The following is an 18,257-nucleotide window of genomic DNA, read 5'->3' on the forward strand; positions in this document are numbered from 1 at the left end:
CGTCCGCCACTAAATCCGAAGATTTCGTTCGACTTGCATGTGTTAAGCATACCGCCAGCGTTCATCCTGAGCCAGGATCAAACTCTCCGTTTTGTTGTATTTCGAGTTTGTGGCTCCGAAAAAAAATATTTCCCGGAATCCTACTTATAACTTCGATTATCTTTCTGGGAAATCCCAAAAGTAAAATCTTTTGACGAGGATTGGTTTTTTCTTAAGCTTTCAAAGTATTATATTTTTTAGGTTCAGCGGTGGTTGGCGTCTGTCGCCTTTCCACTTAACTAGAGTAACTAGTCATCCCCTAGTTTGTCAAGGGGTAAATTTATTTTTTTTCTAAATGGGCAAATCGCTTGACTGGCATTACTTTCAGGTGAATGGGTTAAGCAACGGGAGGGAGGCGAGAACGAAGTGGCTAAACCTAGCTGTGTGAATAATGGACGTTGCTTTTCTCTAAATGGGATCTGAATCCAAGTTGAGTGATTACAGCAATGATTATCGAAAAAGGCAGGAGGTAGTTTTGCTGTAGGGATTTATCCTGAATCTTTATGCCTGAACTAACTATATATATGAGCATAATTGTTGGGGAGCTTGCGATTTAAGACTCCCATCGTACAGGTGACGCTGATATCGGCATTTATACGATCGCCACCGCTACGTTCGCGGAGCGTTGGGAAGAGAAGATAGGCGTTACAGTGAGTCTAGCGCTGTAGAGGGGCTTCAAAATTTATAATGAATTTTTGAGAAAAAGCTAAAAACTAGACTAGGCAATAAATACAGATGATCCGACCGCGTAAGGTCTTTGCTCAACATTGGCTCAAAAGTGAAAAGGCGCTCAACGCAATTATTCAAGCAGCAGAGTGTACAGAAAGCGAACGCGTCTTGGAAATTGGGCCTGGAACTGGCATTCTGACTCGTCGTTTATTACCCTTAGTGCAATCTCTGGTTGCAGTTGAAATAGACCGCGATTTATGCCAACTGTTGTCAAAGCAGCTTGGTAAGACTGAAAAATTTTTACTGCTGCAAGGCGATTTTCTCACTCTCGATTTACCATCTTATCTGGGAGCCTTTCCCAATTTCCAAAAGCCAAATAAGGTAGTAGCCAATATTCCCTACAACATTACAGGGCCAATCATTGAGAAACTACTGGGTACGATCGCTAACCCCAACCCCGAACCATTTGACTCAATAGTGTTGCTGGTACAAAAAGAAGTAGCAGAAAGGTTATATGCTAAATCAGGCTCAAAAGCTTTTGGGGCGTTGAGTGTGCGCGTACAGTATTTGGCTGAGTGTGAGTTAATCTGCACAGTTCCAGCGGCTGCATTCCATCCACCGCCAAAAGTCGATTCAGCAGTGGTGCGATTGCGCCCCCGAAAAATAGAGATACCAGCACTTAATCCCCGACAGTTAGAGAATTTCTTAAAGTTGGGGTTTGGTGCCAAGCGCAAAATGTTACGAAATAATTTGCAATCAGTTATAGAACGCGATCGCTTGAGCCACTTACTGGAACAATTAAAAATAAATCCCCAAGCCAGAGCCGAAGACCTCAGCGTTCAGCAATGGGTAATTCTAGCAAATGAACTGGGAGTAGGGAGTAGGGAGTGAACAAGGGAATAGGTACAGGTTACAGGGTACAGATTATTCCCCATTCCCATTCCCCATTGCCCCTAATCCCCAGAGGGGGCCCCGAGTTCCCCATTCTCCATTCCCCATTCTCAGAAAATGCATTCCTACAGCCTAATTGCCCCTGCTAAAATCAACTTGTATCTGGAAATCATTGGTAACCGCCCTGACGGCTATCATGAGTTAGCCATGATACTTCAAAGTATCGGACTTGCAGACCAAATTGATGTGCGTTCCATCAGCACTGACAGCATCCGTGTTCACTGCAACCACCCACAAGTACCGACAGATAAAAGTAATCTGGCATACCGCGCGGCAGAATTAATGGTAAGGCTATTTCCCGAAGCCTTTGCTAAATATGGAGGCGTGGAGATTACCATCAACAAGCAGATTCCTGTCGCTGCTGGGTTAGCTGGGGGTTCGACGAATGCAGCAGCTGTTTTGATCGGGATAGATTTACTGTGGAAGTTGGGGCTAACTCAGTCAGAATTAGAGGAGTTGGGAAGCACACTCGGTTCTGATGTACCATTTTGTGTGGCGGGTGGAACTGCGATCGCAACAGGTAGAGGTGAACAACTTTCTCCACTGCCAAGTTTGGATAGTGTACATATAGTGTTGGGAAAATATCGCAGCCTGGAAGTTTCCACAGCTTGGGCATACAAAACCTATCGACAGCAGTTTGGTCATTCTTATATTAGAGATAGCGACAACTTGGTAGCGCGTGCTAATGCAGTTCATTCGGGAGCAATAGTCAAAGCTATCCTGGATAAAGATACGGGAGAAATTGCCCAAAAACTGCACAATGATTTAGAGCGGGTAGTATTGCCAGCCTATCCGCAAGTTTTGCAACTGCGAGAAGTGTTTGCAAATCAGGAAGGCGTTTTAGGAACAATGATGTCCGGTTCTGGCCCAACAGTATTTGCTCTTTTTGAGTCTCAACAACAGGCCGAACAAGTTAAGCTGCAAGTCAGGGAAGCAATTGTTGATGAAGACTTAGAATTGTTTGTGACTCGGACAATTACACATGGGATTCAGGTGGCATCTTCAGTTTAAATAAATGTTTATTGTTAATCGAGTATGGGGAGTAAGGTGATGAGTTTTAAGTTGGATAGTTCAAATCGTTAGAAAAACGCAAAAATGCAATTTGAATGACGATTAGCAGAGGACAAGAATCATTCCTAATACTCCAATCCCAAATCTAAAATCGTTCGACTGAGCGCTCACAACGAAGTCTAAAATCTAAAATATGATGAATGACCAAAATCTAACGCCGCAAACAGATGCTAAACAACAGGTTACAGCAAATCCGTTACGCTGTTTTAGTGGGGCGGTGATTTCGGGAGGAATGGGATTTGCAGTGTATTCGCTGATGATTGCGATCGCGACAAATTTTGCTGCTAAACCGATCCATTCAATTAATCCATTGGTAGTGAAGATTTCTTCTGCTGTCCGCACTCTGATTGTTGGTGTATTTGCTTTAGGTAGCGGGATTTTTGGTATAGTGACAATTGGTTTGTTGGCTTTGGGAGTGCAATTATTAGTGCAGCAATTGAGCAAGCAAAAAAGTAGTGAAAACTAGTAATTTGCTTTAAATCAGTAACCTAAAAGCACCACGATTTGGATTACCATAGATAGGGAGCGACTTGTTATCAGACATCGCTCCTTGAATAGCAGATGTTGTAATTTCGGTGTATAGTATAGCCCTCGACTTTAACAGATTTCGGGTTGACACTTTATAAACTGGCTCAATATTCACAAATTTATGCGGAATTGATACCAGCAACACTGAAATTAATAGCAGCAACATCATTTATAAGCAAAATTTATGAACACAACCAAGAGATATTTTTTACCCCTTCTTTTTGTGACAATGGTTGTCAGCCTCGGCAGTTGTAGTTCTAACCCCAGCACCAGTAATATTGACAGCGGAACGCCATCCCCTATCACAGCACCGACGAATAGGGTATCGTCTCAGACTCCCAGCCCAATTCCTAGCGTAGCTCAGTTGAGAGAAAAATCTCCTAATCAAGAATCTTCTAAGGAAAATACGCCTTCCTCATCAACTTCTAAAGCTGCCACTAGCAAAACTACTAACGTCACACTATACACAAGTGATACTCAATGTCAAAAACTAATTCCCGAAAAGGTTTCAGTCCCAGCTGAGGAACCAGTGACAAATGTAGTGAGTAAAATCTTAGAAAAACGAGATACAAGCGACTTTAGCTTGTCTGGATATCGTGTCAACATCAAAAATGGCATTGCTACAGTTGATTTACGAATATCTCCTGAGTCAAAGCGGCAAATAGGTTCTCTTTCTAGTTGTGAACAGTTTGCTCTATTTGGCAGTCTCCGCAAAACCCTAACAAGTAATGCTCAATGGAATATTAAAGAGGTTCGCTTCACCGAGCGAGGTGAGGACATTGTTCTTTAGTTAAATATAGTAATAAGTGCCGTCAGCAGCTAGCTAAAAAGATTTCCCAATCTGAACAGCCACAGGACTCATGCATCAGCAGTTGCCAAAATAGTGTATGTTCTAGCCAATTGAAAACAGCTGCAAATAGTGGTATATTTTATTTTAGTACTAAGTTTATGCAGCAATTCGCGGGTGTAATTCAGTGGTAGAATGTCACCTTCCCATGGTGAACGTCGTGGGTTCGAGTCCCATCTCCCGCTTTAAAATCTGTAATTTTTCACTATTAAGGGGAATATCACCCAATTGTTGGGCGACTGCTTGGGCTTGTTGTGAAGTCATTTTCTAAAATCTGTAATCTTTACCCAGTAGTGCGATCGCTATTTTCCTTAAATAGCAAAAACCCTGACAAAATCCTTACTATGTCAGAGTTTTAGGTATTTGAAATGCTGTGACAATATTTTGTTAAATTGACAAATAATTAGTTAACATACAATTCATCCTTTATACTTCACAGAGGATTCTACTTACCCGCCTAAAGTCCGCGTATAAATTACCCGACTTTGAGAATCATAAAGGGAAAGGGACAGATTGGCATTGTCACCAATTACGGCTAGGGCTTCGCGTAAGATTTGCAAGTGATTGGTAATGTCAACAGCAGTATCCGAGTTCTCAGAATAAGGATTAGCCAAGTTTTTTTGCCTTATTTGGTCATACTCAGGGGTTAGTCGGACAATAATTCCTGCATTGTCTATGCTAAAGGTACAAATCCGAATTCCATTAGTACAAGTCTTATCCAAGTCAGTGCGGGTTTGTTGCAAACTACTAACAACTTGTAGTTTTTCTTGTGCTTGTTTGAGCGCACCTGAATAGGGTTCGATGAGAGACTGAGCCTGAGTGTAGTACAAGCTATCTTGGGGAACTTTTTTAGCAGTTTGCAAAGCCTGATCCCAATATATCGCCGCTGCTTGCCATTGGTTTTGTTGTTCATAAACTTTGGCTTGCTTGGCAGTGCTAAGGGCCTGTTGGTAGGTTTTAACAGCTAATTGTTCTTTAGTAGCGCGATCGCGTACTACTACTAACTTAGGTTTATAATCTACCAACAGCTTTTGGGCTTCTTGGTATCCAACGCTATTCCGGGGAATCGTATTCAAGGCATTAATTACCACCAACCAAGTAGACTGCACCTTTTGCCACTCATTCAAGGATTTAGCAGTAGCTTCCTGCTTCTCGGCTGCAACGGCTACAGCTTTTGCCAGTGTTAGTTTTTTCAGCCATTTTTCCTCAATAAATATCTGTTGATTTACAGCGTGCAAACGGACACGATAATTCAGTAATTTACCTTGGGCCAGCCCATAGAGTTCATTACTGGAACTTATAGTTTCTAATGGCGCTATAGCCTGTCGCCATAAGTGTTGTCTAGTTTGTAATTCCTCTAGACTAGATGCAGGAGTTTGAACTTTTTGTGTCGCCAAAGATGCCGTTTGCAAAGCCTTGACCACCTGGTTGATTTTTTCTGACCGCCCAGACAAACTTGCTTTTAGTTCTTCTGACACCTGGTAACGAGGCGACCAACTAGGAATTACATTCAGGGCTGCACTGGCTGCTGCAAGTTGCTGTTGTACAGCTACTAATTCTTTTTCAGACTTGGCGTGGCGCATCAGTTGCGGGGATTTTGTTTTTAATTGCTCGGCGTTTTGTATTTCTTTACACTCAGACATCACACAAGGGCGAGTCAATAAGTAAGCACCACCGCCTAAAATTACAATTCCCACCAACGCCGCACCCAGTAAGATAGGTTTGACTTGGAATCCTGACTTTGAAGCCGACAAATTCGGCACATCTGCAAACGGGTCAAACAGTTCTTCTTCTTCTTCTATTTCATTGATTGATGGAGAATATGTCAGAGATGATGAGGATGAGTAGGATATTGCTTCCTCATCTCCTCCTGCTTCCTCATCCCCCCCTGCTACCCATCCCCCCGTCTGCTTCAACGCCAAGAAACATTTGGTATAAGGGAGTTGTTCACCAAAAACTCTGAGGAAACATTGCACCCGCTGTTCTTTGTGGGGTGCTAGAGACTGAAGTACTTCCTCAATGACTGCAAAAATTAGTTGAGCGTCAACTATTACATCTGACGCGTGTTGCGTTAAAATCATTAGCTCGCCTTTATTGACGACGCACTTAACCTCGAAGACTTCAGCCGTTGAGACTTCTACAAGTAATTGTTCCTGCAAAGTTTTGGCTAAAAGCTGTAAATCTTCCTGCTGGACTGCTACTTTCATAGAGCTTTCCCGCTGAACTTCTATATTGTTTTGATTATCTTTAAGGGGATGAAATGAACTTTTTAGGTTTTTTGAATGCAAATGCACAGTTTAACCAACCACAGCCTGAGAATCGGAACGACCAACTTTCTAACACAAATTCTGACTTTTCACCAAAACTTAAAAAAGTAGTTATTGTTCGCAGCGCTACATTTTTACAGCCCTAGATGCAAAATTAAATAATCTGTCTTCAGATATAAATTACCAATAAAAAATGGGAATAATAGAGGATTTGAGTATTTTAACTGGATTATTTCGCGACAATTAAATTCACAATAGCTACTGCGCTGCAAAATTTTAGTTGCAGAGCAATTGTTACCAAATTATCTAGAGGTTAAGAAAACGATGCTATGTCAGAGGTTTTTGACATAAACACTAGTTATCTTCTATGCTGGGAAACTTGCTGAGGAAATTAATTACGTGTTGTGGCTCTGGCACAAACAGGTTAGGTATCGAAATTAATATGCTTGATTTGCTGAATTCGATAAAATTGATCCGTGAAAAATAAGTTTTTATAGCTGCCAAAAGGTTAATTCTGCAATAAAGGTGCTGCAAAATATTAAGACAGGACTAACCAAAAGCTGGGAAAGTGTCAATACAAGGTGTATCAATGGATTTATTAGAGTACCAAGTTAAAGAATGGTTTGCGAAGATAGGCATTCCGGTATTGCCTTCCCAACGAATTGACCATCCTACAGATTTGAAACGGTTAAAAATTCGCTTTCCAATTGTACTGAAATCTCAAGTACACGGAGCGGAACGGGCAAAAGCTGGTGGAGTCAGGTTTGCCCAAACGACTATCGATGCGATAGCAGCTGCTCAAAATATCTTTAGTTTACCAATATGGGGCGAATTGCCGGAAGTTGTGCTGGCAGAATCCCAATACGACGCCAACCAGGAATTTTATCTAGCGGTGGTTTTAGATACTGCTGTCTGCCGACCGGTACTTTTAGGTTGCAAAGAAGCAGACATCGATTGGGAATCCGCTGGGGAAAGAATGCACTACGTTGTCGTAGAACAAGAATTCTCGCCATTTTATGCCCGACGCTTGGCTTTGAAAATGGGTTTGCAAGGGACGCTGATGCAGTCGGTAAGCAGCGTTGTGGAGAAGATGTACCAGTTATTTGTCCAAAAAGACCTGGATTTAGTCGAAATTAATCCCTTGGCAGTCAGTACTACTAGTCAAGTTATGGCTCTTAATGGTAAAGTCAGGGTCAACGAACGAGCGATCAAGCGTCATCCCGATCTGTCCGAGATGGCAGCAAAAATTATCAGTCGTCATACCAGTACTGAAATCAACGGTATTTTAGGCGACTGGGATGGTGTGGAAATGCATGGAAAAATCGGTATTTTAGGTAATGGTACTGGTTCAGTGATGGCAACTTTGGATTTAGTTGCTAATGCTGGTGGCAATCCAGGTGTTTGTTTGAATCTACGTCATGCTTTCCTTACAGATACTACACCAACTACCTTCCGCGATCGCCTAGAAACAGGTTTGAAAATGCTGGAGGCTGATAAAAGCATTCAAGTAATACTAATTAACTTCCTGGGTAGCATTCCGCAAATTGAGGAAGTAGCTGAAGTTATCGCCAGAGTTGTGCAGCCAGACAACAGCGAACTTCAATCACAGGTTGTACGTTCTAATGGTAGTAAAGTTCGGCGAGAGCTTAATTTTCCATCCTTAGTTGTCCGCCTTGCTGGTTCTGAATTTAATGCTGCGAGAAAATATTTGGTAACACTAAAAACCCACAGTGATGCGCTCGTCGTGGTAGAAAATTTAGATGAGGCAGTGGCGGCAGCAGTTCTTCTTGCTAAACCAACGGTTAATAAGAAGCAGTAAAAATTGAATCAATACGACACGGTGAACTTGTCGTTTTTATGCTCAGTAGTTCAAGGAACTGGGTTGCCAAACTTACGGTAATTTTTTATGAACCTAACGCCAGAAAGTAAAGTCTTAATTCAAGGCTTTTGTGAATTTATATCAGGCACTCATGTTGCTCAAATGAAAGCTTATGGCACGAATTTAGTAGCTGGTGTCAATCCTGGATGTGGCGGACAGGAACTCTATGGACTGCCAGTATTTGACTTAGTAGAAGAGGTAATAGAAGAATTTGGGGCAATTGACACGACAATTATTTGTGTAGATCCTTATGACGTGTTAGATGCGGCATTAGAAGCGATCGCATCTCATATTAGCCAGATCATTATTATCACTGCTGGTGTGCCGCCTTTGGATATGGTGCAATTACTCCGCAAAGCCGAAGCCTGTGAAACTTTGGTAATTGGGCCAAATAGTCCGGGGATAATTGTACCAGGAAAAATTCTCTTAGGGACTCAACCCAGCGAATTTTATACACCTGGAACAGTGGGGATCGTTAGTCGTAGCAGCACCCTCACCTACGAAATCGCCTACGAATTAACAAAAGCAGGTTTAGGGCAGTCGATTAGTGTCAGTATTGGTAGTGATGCGATCGTCGGTTCCTCGTTTCTGCAATGGCTGCAAATTCTCGATGAGGATGAAACCACACAGGCGATCGTTTTAGTCGGTCAACCTGGTGGTGGTAGTGAAGAAGCAGCAGCTAGGTACATTGCTGAGGCAATTGATAAACCAGTAATTGCCTACATTGCAGGTAGACTTGCACCACCAGGAAAAACTTGGCGTCAAACCGGGACTTTAGCAACGGTTATCGGACGCGATCCTAATTTTGGCACAGCCCAAAGTAAATTAGCTGCTTTAAAAGAAGCGCAAGTTACAGTAGCTGAACGCCCTTCTCAAATTCCAGAATTATTGAGAAAAGAGATTAACTAATTACTAATTTGTAATTCGTAGTTAATAATTCAATTACGAATTACCAATTATTTTAATTACGAATTACCTTAGCGAGTATTCGTACCCATACGGGGAAGCAAGCTAGCAAGAGCGTCTGTCTGCGACACGCTGTTCGTGTTCGTAGAGAGCGTCATTACGAATTACGAATTACGAATTATTTTAATTGGTCAGTCTTGGGAACGATTTTGAGGGAACAGGTAGGCGATCGCAGCATAACCCAAAAGACTGAGTAAACTAACCAAAAAAGCAGCCAGAACAAAAGTAGACATAATGTTATACTCTATGTGTTTCCAAAATCTTGCCATCCATCAACAAACCAAGATTTGGGATACTTTCAAATTAGCAATTGGGTATGACACAGCCATGACTACCTTGTGTCAATCCCTCGGATCTCAAGGTAGTCATGGCTCAACTCAAGCTAAAGGCAGAAAAAACCGAAACGTACTGCCAATTCCCAATTCGCTTTCTATCTCAATTTGACCGCCTTGTAGTTCAATCAAACGGCGGGAAATAGTTAAACCAATACCAGTACCTCCCGAATGGCGATCGCGCGATTGGTCGGCTCGCCAGAAGCGCTCAAACACATGAGGCAAATTTTCTAGAGCGATACCAATGCCTGTATCGATAACCGCAATCCAGAGTTGAGATGCTTCAGTCCCAGCACGAATCGTAATTGAACCTTCGTTAGTATAATGTACAGCATTACCTAGCAGATTAACCAATACCTGTTCCGTGCGGTCAATATCTGCCAATACAGGAGGTAGCACAGATGGACATTGTAAGAGCAGAACTGGCCCATCTTCCAATAATTGGTCGGTAAATTTCTCCACTAATGACTCTAACAACGGACGCAAATTTACGCGTTGGATATTTATTGGTAAATAACCAGCTTCAGCCTTAGATAGTTCTTGTAAATCGTTCACCAACCGCTCTAAGCGCCTAGTTTCTTTCGCTAAACGCCGATAGATTTCAGGAGACGCTTCAATTTGCCCATCAGCCAGTTCTTCCAAATAACCGCGCACCACAGTTAATGGTGTTCGGAGTTCATGGGTCATATCTCCAATCACTTCTCGCCGCCGCGCTTCTACCCCTTCTAAACTGGCTGCCATTCGGTTGAAACTAGTACTCAATCCACTGAGTTCTGGAATGTCAGACACAGGTAGTCGTGCATCCATCTGACCAGCAGCAAATTTTTGGGTGATTTGTTCCATCTCGGTCAACCGCTGCATAATCCGTCTGGACACCCAGTAACTCAATCCTCCGGCGGCGGTGGTGCCGACTAATACTGACCAAATAGTGCTTCGCTGCCAAGCAAGTTCAAACCCTGTAACCAATTCAGCACGGACATCGATTAAGTCGAACCCCTGATTTTCTAATCGTTCTAAATGTAAGACAAACAAGCGCGGGGAAGAGATTTTGCTGATGCTCACCAGACTGGCTACCCCCACGAGCATTACTACTAAATGGGAGAAAAATAGCCGCCCTCTCAGCCCCATCTTCATAAAATTTACGCTACCAGAGGATCTTCAAATTTATAGCCGACGCCAACAACAGTTCTAATAAAAGTAGGATTTGCCGGATCGGGTTCAATCTTTTTTCGCAACCGAGCTACATGAGTATCCACGACTCGTTCATCGCCAAAAAAATTATCTCCCCAAAGTTTATCAATTAGTTGGGTGCGGTTCCAAACTCGACCAGGATTGCTGACAAAGGTGGTTAGCAAGTTAAATTCTAGGGTAGTTAAGTCCAAAATTTCAACTTCTTGAGAATTCATCTGGCGACTGGCAGTGCGCTGGTCTACATCGACAATAAAGTGTTGGGTACGATTGATTTGATGTTGTCCCCCTTGGCGGAGACTACGCCGTAATAGTGCCCGTACTCTAGCTACCAACTCTCTGGGGCTAAAGGGTTTGACCATATAATCATCAGCACCAGTAGATAGACCAATGACGCGATCTATTTCCTCACCCTTAGCCGTGAGCATCAAAATGTAAGGATCTTTTGCACCTGGTTTCTGGCGAATTCGGGCACAAACTTCCAACCCATCCAAACCAGGAATCATTAAATCTAGAATGATTAAATCCGGTGGTTGCTCCTGAAACATCCGCAAAGCATTCATACCATCGCGGCTAGTGCGACAAAAAAATCCTTCTTTTTCTAAAGAGAGTTCGATTAAATGAGCAATTTCTGGTTCATCTTCAACTATTAAAATATCCATCTGAATATAGGGTCGAGCAAAATGGGCAGAGCGGGGTCAGGGAGACACGGGTAAATGGAGATACGGAGATATTTTTCACCGCATCCCCGTGTCTCCTATGCTCCGTATCTTCTTAATTAGAGGTTTAAATTTGATGACGTGCGATAACTATAGCCAAGATGAGAATCTTTTTGAATGTGTGCTTTAATACTATCGAGGTCAATGAAGCAGTCAGCAACATCAATCAAACTTTCACTAGTCGTTGTTTGCAGACTGACTACTTCCACCCGAACCCCCATTCTGCTGACAGCGTTGACAGCATAAGCTAAATCTCCATCGCCACTGACTAAAACCGCTGTATCATAGTAAGGAGCTAAAGTTATCATGTCTACAGCAATTTCTACGTTCAGATTTGATTTTTTGAAATTCTCTGCTGACACAACGAGATCCTTTGCCACTACACGATAGCCATTACGACGCATCCACAATAGAAAACCCTGTTGCTTTTCATTACTGATATCAACCCCAGTATAGAAGAAAGCACGCAACAGTCTGGAACCGCTAGTTAAATGACAAAGCAATTTAACGTAGTCAATTTCTATGCCGAGTTGTAAAGCTGTATGGAACAGACTTAAGCCATCAATAAAAATAGCAACTCGACCACGATTTAAGTTATTGAAAATCAAACTATCAGGTACAGGATCTCGCATCTTGGTATCTTTACCTTTGACAGGAGTATCGCTCAAATTTTGGCCTTGCCAATGTGGTTTAGCTTTGAGTACTTTAGACTCCTTAAATTCATTTCTTTGTTTGCTAAAATTAGTTATAATCATTGATACCTCTGATTTTAAAGCTGAGAAAGTTTTGGGTAAATTGTCTATAGTATAGTCTGTGCTGATTTATAACCTAGCAGGTAATGGCTTAAGTCACTATATGCAGATAAAGTTAACTGGTGCTAAACAACAGTCAAAGTAAACAGCCCCAGGGTTTTCACTGTTGTTAGGGTTGGTTTAAGGAGATATTGCCTCTGTCCACAGATATGTTAATCTTTACTCACCGAGACAGCAAGAGTTTGGAGAAAATAAATCTTTTTGTAAGGGTAGGGACTGTTTTTTTAAGTCTGTATTGCACTCAACCCAGAAGCGCTATATCTATAATTCGGTAGGTATGAACTATAAAACCTGTAATAGGGGCAACCCAACAGAAGCAAGTTCCGCAGAAGAATCCCACGGCTTTTAGGGTGAATGAGCATAGCAATAATTACACAGCCGTGGGAGTGTCAAGGAGTTAGAAGCACTAATAATGTAATAATGCGATCCGATCGCCTCAAAAGGTAAGTTGTATTAATTTATGTAAGAGCCAAATGAGAAGGACAGAGAGATTCGTTGCTCTCTTGTCCCTCTGTCTCCTTAACGCACCCCAGCAGTTTCTAAAGACAAATCTTGAAACATCGCTGTGCTGAGGTAACGTTCGCCAAAGGAAGGCTGAATCATCACAATTAAACGTCCGGCATTTTCTGGACGTTTACCTACTTGAATTGCAGCACACAAAGCTGCACCAGAGGATATCCCAGACAATAAGCCTTCTTCTTTTGCCAAACGTCGCCCATAAGCGATCGCTTGTTCATCACTGACTCTAATTACTTCATCAACCAATTCTAGGCGAAGAACATCTGGGATAAATCCAGCCCCAATACCTTGAATTTTATGTGGCCCGGCTTCACCGCCAGAGAGGACTGGGCTGTTGCTGGGTTCAACTGCGATCGCCTTAAAAGTCGGCTTGCGCTGTTTAAGTACTTCTGCAATCCCAGTAATCGTTCCACCAGTACCTACTCCAGCAATGACGATATCTACTTCTTGGTCTGTATCTGCCCAAATTTCTTCTGCGGTGGTTTCTTGGTGAACTTTAGGATTGGCAGGGTTGCGGAACTGTTGCAGCATAAAAGCATTAGGAGTATTAGCCACAATTTCTTCGGCTTTGCGAATTGCTCCCCGCATACCCTCAGCGCCTGGTGTCAACTCCAAAGCTGCACCATAAGCTCTAAGCATAGCCCGTCGTTCTTGGCTCATTGTCTCTGGCATGGTCAAAATCAAACGGTAGCCACGCGCGGCTGCTACCATCGCTAGAGCAATTCCCGTATTACCTGAAGTAGGCTCAACTAAAATGGTCTTTCCAGGAAAAATTGAGCCGGCGGCTTCTGCCGAGAGTACCATACTTAAACCAATGCGGTCTTTTACCGAAGCCGCTGGGTTCATCCCTTCTAATTTGACAACTATCCTTGCTACTACTCCCTCAGCTTGAGGAATCTTGTTCAGTTGAACTAAAGGAGTTCGTCCAATTAGTTCTGTTATGTCTTGAGCAATCCGCATTATTTAACTCCTAAAATCCTAAATCTCAGTACCGAGTATTTACTTATAACAATAAGCTTTGATGTATTGATTTTGCAGTTTAATTTCAATGAGTGCATATATTATGTATTCTAACTAAACCACAAAATATGAAAGCTTAGGAAGAACTTTTATTAGATGTTCCCATTGATTTTTACTTCAGCAAAAGGCTAGCTTCCCATCCTTTTATTTTAGCATTTGGAATTGCTGACTATTGTCTGTTCGGTTAAGATTCCATTTATATAATTCTGTATATCTGAATATTTTTTACCATTATTTTCTGTTTTTTACGAAAATATAATTTACTTTCAAAACATTTAATTGCTTTTCGTAATTTGTTAGTCTATCTTTATCAAGAGACATTGATATTGTCTTTTGAGTGCAGAATTTTTCCGCCCAAAATCGCATGAAAAACAATCTAGAAGCATTGCCTAGACTGCTTTTAGATTGAGTGCAAAAACACCAGAACCCCATCTCAAAAATACTAGAACCCCATCTGAAAAACACTAGCACCCATACCCCAATGAATTTTTACAAGACTTATCAGGTGTGGATTACAGGCTTTGAGTACTATTCTAATGAATTTAATAATCTTAACAGGGCTGGGGTAAACTGTTTTGTGGAGAGCGGCTGATATAAATCGTATAGGATTTACGCAGAGATTCCCCTCTACCCCCCAACATTCCTGAGCGAAAGCTTAGTGAACTAGGGGGGACTTCTTAATCTCTCTTTTGAGAGTAGGATGAAACCATGTTCTTGGAATCTGAGTGCGTTGTTTCTGACTGAATAATCCTATGTTTTGTGAAAAGGTTGGTAACTTTTCAGTAGTCAGTAGTCAGTGGTGATTAGAAAAGTAACTGACAACTAACGATTGTGAAAATTACCGATTACACATATTTTAATATCAAAACTGTTTGAGAGGTAGAAATAGATTACTACTTTAGATAAACAGCAAAAGATATTTTCTTACTGGGTACATACTACCTAGCAAGGGAGAGCCAAGATGAAAGCCAAACTTTTAAATGTTCTCACAGTTTGCGTAGTTACTTTAGCAGTGCTTTCTCCAGAACTAGTAGTATTTGGCATCGTTTGGGAGCGACATCTGGAGTTAGTAAAATCTCAGAATTTAGCTTGCGAAGTTAACAACACGACTACAGATGCTCCCGCCTTGGCTCCCCAGACAGAGGGTACACATTCCCCTCAGACTAGCATTCAATCCTCTGATCGTAATGTGGTTCATCAAATGCTGACTGTTGCTGAACAATATAAATTTGCTACTATCCTGCAATGGTTCTTCTTGTTAACCCCGATTTGTGTTGGGTTAGGGATTCTCTTTTACGACAGATATCTTGTTCATCGCGCCGCTGTTTTAAAAGAACAAGTTGAAATGTTGGAAAGACTGTGGCAGCAAAGTATCGAACAGTAACTTATTCACAATTTACTCACTCCAATCAACAAAATTACCATGACAGAACAACGCGAACAACTGTATTTTAATCTGATTGATGAGTTACTCAAATGTCCTAATGGTCAAGAACCAGAAATTTTGGAATCTAAGCCCGAATTGATTGATTCTGGTTTAGTACAAACAATGTTACAAGTAGCAACTATGTTTGCTCATGAAGGCAATCAAGATGGTGCCCAATTTTTGTTTTTTGTGGCGCGTGAGCTAGCTAAAGAATTAGGTTTATACCCAGAAGTTCCCAATACTGAAGTTGCAAATCCTGAAGCTGCAAATAAGGAGTAAAAATGCTTTTGACTTCAACGGATGCGGGACAAATAGCTTTAGAACTGCTGATGGCAGATTGGAATATTTCAGAAGAAAATAGAGAGTGGTTCACAATCTTTAACTCTCGTCTGATTGGCGAGAGTTGGTACACTGTGGAACTAGGTGTACAAGGATTTCCCGATAGATGGTTTATTCAAGTATATGACAATGGAGTGTGTGATCCCAACTATACATTTATTTCACCAATCCTTGGTTCTGAAAGATTTACAGACTTTATGAATGTGCCGGATATCATCGCAGAGGTTTTAGTTTGTGAACGCAATGCTCGGTAATAATAATTAAAAGTTCAAAAATTAGAATTCAATGTTGAAATGTAAAAGTTAAATGCATTCTATTTGAATTCATAATTTTTAACATCATAGTATTTGGGAGCATCTCACCTTTACAAATATACTTGGTGATTAGAAATCGCGGCTTTCCCCAGGGGAATCTACCTGGACGGACTCCAGAAATTTGAAACCCACGGAGGTAGGTTTTATCTGTATAGCGGCGAATTCTATTCGCGAAGGTATTAAAATCAATACTTTGATATTTCATTCAAGATAAAGATGCTTTACGCAAATCTGAGGTGATACCAAATAAGGTACATCTCTTTTTTTTCTAATATTTAATATTTTATTTAAGCCTTCTAAGTTATTTTGTCATATTTAACTGACAAAATTATGTTATATTAAATAGCGTGATAAACGCTACAGAAATATCAGTTCCAATGATTGCTGAAGATATCTTAGCCAAAGAATTCACAAGAGTCGTCAACCATTACTACCCGCAAGTTGGGGAATTGCTGGATGGGTGTTATGTGAAAGTCATAACCTGTTTTTGGGGACGACCTGCTAGACGTTTGCAATATATAGGAATTTATTGCTCTGACGAAATGATTTCCTGTGTGCAAGCTCAAAAAGAAATACTCAGAGAAGTAGCAGATAACATGGGTCTGATCCAGGTTGTCTGCATGAATGCCAAGCGATTGTCACGAGATCCGATGTCGAAGGTTAAAGAGAACAACCCACGCCTATGGTTGGAGTTGCAGTTGGTTGCAAGTTAGTGATTAATCGCATTAATTGAGAAAGCAAAATGTGTTTGTTGTCAGGACTAAAGTGCTTAAATATTTGAGGACTTTAGTCCTGACTACAAACCTATCAAATGCAATAGACCACTAGAATAACGAGCAGCGACGGTGAGTACAAAGTATCAACACAAGTAATGAAAACTGGAATTTTCTGCAATTACGATAATTTTCACCAAGATGCTCGTCGTGCCATCTTTGAGCAAGTCGCGCTAGTAAAACAGGCTGAAAGCTTAGGTTTTGAGTCAGCCTGGGTGAGTGAGCACCATTTTAGTGAATCCAATCTCAGCCCGTCCATGTTGGTGTTAATGGCACACCTGGCGGGATTGACTTCAACTATCCAATTAGGGACGGCGGCGGTGTTACTGCCATTCCATAACCCGGTTAGGGTAGCGGAAGATATTGCCACCTTGGATAACCTGTGCAATGGGCGATTATTATTTGGAGTTGCCAAAGGCGGCCCCTTTCCTCAACAAAACAAGCATTTTGCGACATTACCAAGTGAATCCCGTCCCAAGATGCTAGAGGCGATCGCATTGATTATGAAGCTGTTATATGAAACTGATGTATCATTTAATGGGCAATATTTTCAATGCGATCGCCTGACAATTTATCCAAAACCATTGCAGAGTAAAATACCAGTGTATGTTGCTACTGGTGGTGATGATGGTATCGAGTTTGCTGCAAAACATTCCTTCAGCTTGATGGGTGGGCCGCCATTTTCCCTAGAGAGATTGAAGGATACTGTTGCCAAATATCGAGCCTTAAATTCTAGTGGTGCGGAAAACTTCGTGCTAGCACGCTTCTTTTTTGTTGGCAAAACATTTGATGAGGCTGTGAGTGAAGCGTTACCTTTCGTTCGCCAATTTAGCCAGAAAATGAAAGCTAATTCGGCTGAAGTATTGCAAAATAGTGCGAATCCCAACCAAAAACCATTTGATCGCACAAATATTTGTTTCGATGAAGATTATTTAATTGAGAACTCAATTATCGGTGATGTGGAGACTTGTCGAGACAAAATCAAGAAATTTCAGGACGAATTAAATTTAGGGACGCTAGCACTCAAACCCTCGTCTGCGGATCTGCAAAAAAACCTGGACAGTTTGACGCGCTACAACCAAGAGGTGCGAAATTATGTCTTCTAAACTATACTTGCTTCCTCCCGATGATTTACCTCCAACTGAGGTAACGAAACAGGATGGAATGCTGCAAATGGAGCTAGAACAGTCTACTGGCAGATGCTTTTATCTAGCTTGCGATCGCATTACGCGAGTACTGTTATCTAATTGTCAGTGGTATCTCACAACAAATGCTAGCATCCTCACATTAATTATTGACTGCCCTGACTTAGTATCTTACTGGCATATCGTCAGCAATATCCCCTAGTTGGGTAATAGGTTAGAGCGGTTTACTAGTAATGGCAAAATCCGCGTTTATCCGCCATTTGGCAAGGGGATGCCGTTTGAAATCAGCGTAAATGAAATATCAGCTTATCGAGATTGGCTTTGAGGTAAATAGAAACTGGGAATCACACAGAATATAGTTTATTCATCCTTATTGCTGTCTTACACCCTGTACTTTTAAAATGCAGGGTGTTGCAATTTTAGAATACTTACAATATGATCTATTTTTTATAG

Annotated in this window: 16 protein-coding genes, 1 tRNA gene, 1 rRNA gene and 1 pseudogene; 13 read left to right on the forward strand and 6 right to left on the reverse strand. The window is 41.5% G+C overall.

The window, feature by feature from the left end:
• A 16S ribosomal RNA gene (locus V7K62_RS03270) occupies window positions 1–93 on the reverse strand; the annotation flags it as partial.
• 681 nt (window positions 94–774) lie between these two features.
• Here V7K62_RS03270 and rsmA point away from each other — a divergent pair.
• The 5 genes from rsmA (at window position 775) to V7K62_RS03295 (ending at window position 4,290) form a co-directional block, all read left to right on the forward strand.
• Window positions 775–1,599, forward strand: a complete 825-nt coding sequence (rsmA, locus tag V7K62_RS03275) for a 16S rRNA (adenine(1518)-N(6)/adenine(1519)-N(6))-dimethyltransferase RsmA (RefSeq protein WP_334861657.1) — start codon at window positions 775–777, stop codon at window positions 1,597–1,599.
• A 117-nt stretch (window positions 1,600–1,716) separates the two neighbouring features.
• Window positions 1,717–2,670 carry a 4-(cytidine 5'-diphospho)-2-C-methyl-D-erythritol kinase gene (ispE, locus tag V7K62_RS03280; protein WP_334861659.1) on the forward strand — a complete coding sequence of 318 codons (954 nt, stop codon included), beginning with the start codon at window positions 1,717–1,719 and terminating at the stop codon, window positions 2,668–2,670.
• A gap of 196 nt (window positions 2,671–2,866) precedes the next feature.
• Window positions 2,867–3,196, forward strand: coding sequence for a DUF3082 domain-containing protein (locus V7K62_RS03285; protein WP_334861782.1), 330 nt, complete (start codon window positions 2,867–2,869; stop codon window positions 3,194–3,196).
• A gap of 246 nt (window positions 3,197–3,442) precedes the next feature.
• Window positions 3,443–4,048, forward strand: a complete 606-nt coding sequence (locus tag V7K62_RS03290) for a sporulation/spore germination protein (RefSeq protein WP_334861661.1) — start codon at window positions 3,443–3,445, stop codon at window positions 4,046–4,048.
• A gap of 170 nt (window positions 4,049–4,218) precedes the next feature.
• A tRNA-Gly gene (locus tag V7K62_RS03295) sits at window positions 4,219–4,290 on the forward strand.
• A gap of 264 nt (window positions 4,291–4,554) precedes the next feature.
• Here the strand turns inward: V7K62_RS03295 and V7K62_RS03300 are convergent.
• Window positions 4,555–6,312 (reverse strand): hypothetical protein, encoded by a 1,758-nt coding sequence (locus V7K62_RS03300; RefSeq protein ID WP_334861663.1) that lies wholly within the window; start codon window positions 6,310–6,312, stop codon window positions 4,555–4,557.
• Between the two features lie 649 nt (window positions 6,313–6,961).
• On the opposite strand from V7K62_RS03300, the gene V7K62_RS03305 reads away from it, so the two are divergent.
• Complete coding sequence (locus tag V7K62_RS03305) at window positions 6,962–8,191, forward strand: succinate--CoA ligase subunit beta (protein ID WP_334861665.1); 1,230 nt, start codon at window positions 6,962–6,964, stop codon at window positions 8,189–8,191.
• Window positions 8,192–8,278: 87 nt separating this feature from the next.
• Window positions 8,279–9,160: a succinate--CoA ligase subunit alpha gene (locus V7K62_RS03310; protein WP_334861667.1), complete on the forward strand. Its 882-nt coding sequence runs from the start codon at window positions 8,279–8,281 to the stop codon at window positions 9,158–9,160.
• 434 nt (window positions 9,161–9,594) lie between these two features.
• On the opposite strand, the gene V7K62_RS03315 is transcribed toward V7K62_RS03310, so the two are convergent.
• From V7K62_RS03315 to cysK, 4 genes are all read right to left on the reverse strand, one after another.
• Window positions 9,595–10,683 carry a sensor histidine kinase gene (locus V7K62_RS03315; protein ID WP_334861669.1) on the reverse strand — a complete coding sequence of 363 codons (1,089 nt, stop codon included), beginning with the start codon at window positions 10,681–10,683 and terminating at the stop codon, window positions 9,595–9,597.
• A 5-nt stretch (window positions 10,684–10,688) separates the two neighbouring features.
• On the reverse strand, window positions 10,689–11,399 hold the full coding sequence (locus tag V7K62_RS03320; protein WP_334861671.1) for a response regulator transcription factor: 711 nt from the start codon (window positions 11,397–11,399) through the stop codon (window positions 10,689–10,691).
• A gap of 116 nt (window positions 11,400–11,515) precedes the next feature.
• Window positions 11,516–12,211, reverse strand: a complete 696-nt coding sequence (locus V7K62_RS03325; protein ID WP_334861673.1) for a LabA-like NYN domain-containing protein — start codon at window positions 12,209–12,211, stop codon at window positions 11,516–11,518.
• 576 nt (window positions 12,212–12,787) lie between these two features.
• Window positions 12,788–13,747 (reverse strand): cysteine synthase A, encoded by a 960-nt coding sequence (gene cysK / locus V7K62_RS03330; RefSeq protein ID WP_334861675.1) that lies wholly within the window; start codon window positions 13,745–13,747, stop codon window positions 12,788–12,790.
• Window positions 13,748–14,768: 1,021 nt separating this feature from the next.
• On the opposite strand from cysK, the gene V7K62_RS03335 reads away from it, so the two are divergent.
• From V7K62_RS03335 to V7K62_RS03360, 6 genes and pseudogenes are all read left to right on the forward strand, one after another.
• Window positions 14,769–15,191 carry a hypothetical protein gene (locus V7K62_RS03335; RefSeq protein ID WP_334861677.1) on the forward strand — a complete coding sequence of 141 codons (423 nt, stop codon included), beginning with the start codon at window positions 14,769–14,771 and terminating at the stop codon, window positions 15,189–15,191.
• A 39-nt stretch (window positions 15,192–15,230) separates the two neighbouring features.
• Window positions 15,231–15,512 (forward strand): hypothetical protein, encoded by a 282-nt coding sequence (locus V7K62_RS03340; protein ID WP_292759915.1) that lies wholly within the window; start codon window positions 15,231–15,233, stop codon window positions 15,510–15,512.
• A 2-nt stretch (window positions 15,513–15,514) separates the two neighbouring features.
• Window positions 15,515–15,826, forward strand: coding sequence for a hypothetical protein (locus V7K62_RS03345; protein WP_334861679.1), 312 nt, complete (start codon window positions 15,515–15,517; stop codon window positions 15,824–15,826).
• A 437-nt stretch (window positions 15,827–16,263) separates the two neighbouring features.
• Complete coding sequence (locus tag V7K62_RS03350) at window positions 16,264–16,599, forward strand: hypothetical protein (RefSeq protein ID WP_334861681.1); 336 nt, start codon at window positions 16,264–16,266, stop codon at window positions 16,597–16,599.
• 158 nt (window positions 16,600–16,757) lie between these two features.
• On the forward strand, window positions 16,758–17,765 hold the full coding sequence (locus V7K62_RS03355) for an LLM class flavin-dependent oxidoreductase (protein ID WP_334861683.1): 1,008 nt from the start codon (window positions 16,758–16,760) through the stop codon (window positions 17,763–17,765).
• Window positions 17,755–18,129: pseudogene (locus V7K62_RS03360) on the forward strand (hypothetical protein). The gene V7K62_RS03355 and the pseudogene V7K62_RS03360 overlap by 11 nt, the downstream one beginning before the upstream one ends.
• Window positions 18,130–18,257 lie beyond the last annotated feature (128 nt).

It is taken from the genome of Nostoc sp. (assembly GCF_036917935.1).
Taxonomy (GTDB): domain Bacteria; phylum Cyanobacteriota; class Cyanobacteriia; order Cyanobacteriales; family Nostocaceae; genus Nostoc.

What these genes read in the sequence shown, in the direction of transcription:
- V7K62_RS03345 (WP_334861679.1), top strand. Translation starts at nt 15,515, where the DNA reads ATGCTTTTGACTTCAACGGATGCGGGACAAATAGCTTTAGAACTGCTG.
- V7K62_RS03290 (WP_334861661.1), top strand. Translation starts at nt 3,443, where the DNA reads ATGAACACAACCAAGAGATATTTTTTACCCCTTCTTTTTGTGACAATG.
- V7K62_RS03340 (WP_292759915.1), top strand. Translation starts at nt 15,231, where the DNA reads ATGACAGAACAACGCGAACAACTGTATTTTAATCTGATTGATGAGTTA.
- V7K62_RS03325 (WP_334861673.1), bottom strand. Translation starts at nt 12,211, where the DNA reads ATGATTATAACTAATTTTAGCAAACAAAGAAATGAATTTAAGGAGTCT.
- V7K62_RS03320 (WP_334861671.1), bottom strand. Translation starts at nt 11,399, where the DNA reads ATGGATATTTTAATAGTTGAAGATGAACCAGAAATTGCTCATTTAATC.
- rsmA (WP_334861657.1), top strand. Translation starts at nt 775, where the DNA reads ATGATCCGACCGCGTAAGGTCTTTGCTCAACATTGGCTCAAAAGTGAA.
- V7K62_RS03350 (WP_334861681.1), top strand. Translation starts at nt 16,264, where the DNA reads ATGATTGCTGAAGATATCTTAGCCAAAGAATTCACAAGAGTCGTCAAC.
- V7K62_RS03310 (WP_334861667.1), top strand. Translation starts at nt 8,279, where the DNA reads ATGAACCTAACGCCAGAAAGTAAAGTCTTAATTCAAGGCTTTTGTGAA.
- V7K62_RS03285 (WP_334861782.1), top strand. Translation starts at nt 2,867, where the DNA reads ATGAATGACCAAAATCTAACGCCGCAAACAGATGCTAAACAACAGGTT.
- V7K62_RS03315 (WP_334861669.1), bottom strand. Translation starts at nt 10,683, where the DNA reads ATGAAGATGGGGCTGAGAGGGCGGCTATTTTTCTCCCATTTAGTAGTA.
- V7K62_RS03305 (WP_334861665.1), top strand. Translation starts at nt 6,962, where the DNA reads ATGGATTTATTAGAGTACCAAGTTAAAGAATGGTTTGCGAAGATAGGC.
- V7K62_RS03335 (WP_334861677.1), top strand. Translation starts at nt 14,769, where the DNA reads ATGAAAGCCAAACTTTTAAATGTTCTCACAGTTTGCGTAGTTACTTTA.
- cysK (WP_334861675.1), bottom strand. Translation starts at nt 13,747, where the DNA reads ATGCGGATTGCTCAAGACATAACAGAACTAATTGGACGAACTCCTTTA.
- V7K62_RS03355 (WP_334861683.1), top strand. Translation starts at nt 16,758, where the DNA reads ATGAAAACTGGAATTTTCTGCAATTACGATAATTTTCACCAAGATGCT.
- ispE (WP_334861659.1), top strand. Translation starts at nt 1,717, where the DNA reads ATGCATTCCTACAGCCTAATTGCCCCTGCTAAAATCAACTTGTATCTG.
- V7K62_RS03300 (WP_334861663.1), bottom strand. Translation starts at nt 6,312, where the DNA reads ATGAAAGTAGCAGTCCAGCAGGAAGATTTACAGCTTTTAGCCAAAACT.